Annotated in this window: 1 protein-coding gene; it reads left to right on the forward strand. The window is 62.8% G+C overall.

What is annotated here, in order from left to right; translation table 11 throughout:
* The first annotated feature begins 952 nt into the window (after window positions 1-952).
* Complete coding sequence (locus tag AAE250_RS23705) at window positions 953-1,828, forward strand: leucine-rich repeat domain-containing protein (RefSeq protein ID WP_446715785.1); 876 nt, start codon at window positions 953-955, stop codon at window positions 1,826-1,828.
* Window positions 1,829-1,942: the final 114 nt, after the last annotated feature.

Genomic DNA, 1,942 nt, shown 5'->3' on the forward strand with positions numbered 1-1,942 from the left:
GCCCGCACCGCAGTGGACCCGCCGCACCGCCCTCGTGCAGCTGTGCCGACTGATGCCCGACCGCGCCATCCTCGCCCTCACCTTCGCCTCCTCCGACACCCCGCAGGCCGAGCGCGACGCCGCACATGCCACCGCCACCTACTTCATCGTCGCCCCCCCGGCCCAGAACCCGCCCGAGGGAATGACTGCCGACCAGTACGCCGCACAGGGAACGACCGCGTTGCTGCATCTGCCCTGCGATGACGGAGTATCTCAACTCTCCCGCCTGAACCAACGGTCGGCGCAAGCCAAAGGGGGAGTACCGCGAAGCGGGGAGGGGGTCTCACGCACAACCTCACGCACAACCTCACGCACAACAAGCGTCACCGAAAGCGTCACCGAAAGCCCTTGCGGCGTGGAAGACCCCTCAGTCCTTCGGACAGCTCCCCTTTGGCTGACGCCGACCGTTGGTTCAGGCGGAGCAGTTAGTTACTCCCGCGCCTCAAGCGGAGCGTCCGACGCCCTCCCCCTCTTCGCCCTCAGCGCCATCGGCCAGCCCACCGCCCCCGCCTTCGACGCCCTGCAGAACCCCGACGCCGCCCGCCCCTACGCCCCCGGATGGAAGCGAACCGTGGACGATGCCGAAACCGTCTTCCTCCGCACCGGCCCCGACGCCGACGCCCAGGGAACCATCTACGGCGACGGACTGAACACGCTGGACACCAACCTATTCAACGGACTGGACAACCCCCGATGGATTATCTCCGGAGGAGGAACGGACAACTACAACAACACCGGAAAGACGAAGAACCAGACGGTGGAGGAGAATGTAGTGACGGCGCTGAAGAACATCTTCAAGATGGTGCNCTGGATTATCTCCGGAGGAGGAACGGACAACTACAACAACACCGGAAAGACGAAGAACCAGACGGTGGAGGAGAATGTAGTGACGGCGCTGAAGAACATCTTCAAGATGGTGCAGCCCGGCACCGGCTTCGGCACCACCTACGACGGCACGAACGGCTACGTCCACCTGACGCTGGCTGACGTGACGGAAGTGGCGAATGGCGCATTCGAATACGGCCAGCAGCTGCGCAGCCTCAGCCTACCCAAGGCACAGAGCATCGGAGACTACGCATTCCAGTATGGCCGCGCCCTCACCACCGCCAGCCTGCCCGAGGTGCAGAGCATCGGATACTGCGCATTCAACGAATGCAACGCCCTCACCACCGTCAGCCTGCCCAAGGTGCAGAACATCGGAGAAAGAGCATTCGTGAGCTGCGCCCTCACCAGCCTCAGCCTGCCCCAGGTTCAGAGCATCGGAGAAAACGCATTCAACTACTGCGAAGCCCTCACCAGCATTAGCCTGCCCAAGGCGGAGAGCATCGAAGACAACGCATTCAGCCACTGCGAAGCCCTCACCACCATCAATCTGCCCGAGGCCCGGAGCATCGAAAGCTTCGCATTCTTCTATTGCACCGCCCTCACCACCGTCAACCTACCCAAGGCACAGAGCATCAGAAACTTCGCATTCTGCATGTGCAGTGCCCTCACCACCCTCAGCCTGCCCGCGGTTCAGAGCATCGAATATGATGCATTCGACGCTTGCTCCGTCCTCACCCACCTCGATATCTCCGGCGTGACGGATGAAAACCAGGTGAATGCCACCGCCTTCAGCGGCATAGGCTATGACCAGTATCTCTCGGGCGGCACCGACCGCACCAACCAATGCACCCTCATCCTCAACCCCGCCCTGCGCCCCGCCTGCACGGACGCGGAGGGAGGGACGACGGGCCCGCTGGTGCAGTTCCACGGACATCGATGGAAAGAGATACAATTCCTTGAATAGCGCGCGCGGGCATCCCCAGCTCTCCCTCTAAGTTAGAGGGAGTACCCCGCAGGGGGGAGGGCGTGTGTAGAGACATACCGAAGGGCTGCGCAACGCATCCTCACACGCCCCCGC

This window comes from Bacteroides sp. GD17 (assembly GCF_038448625.1).
In the GTDB taxonomy this organism is placed as follows: Bacteria; Bacteroidota; Bacteroidia; order Bacteroidales; family Bacteroidaceae; genus Bacteroides.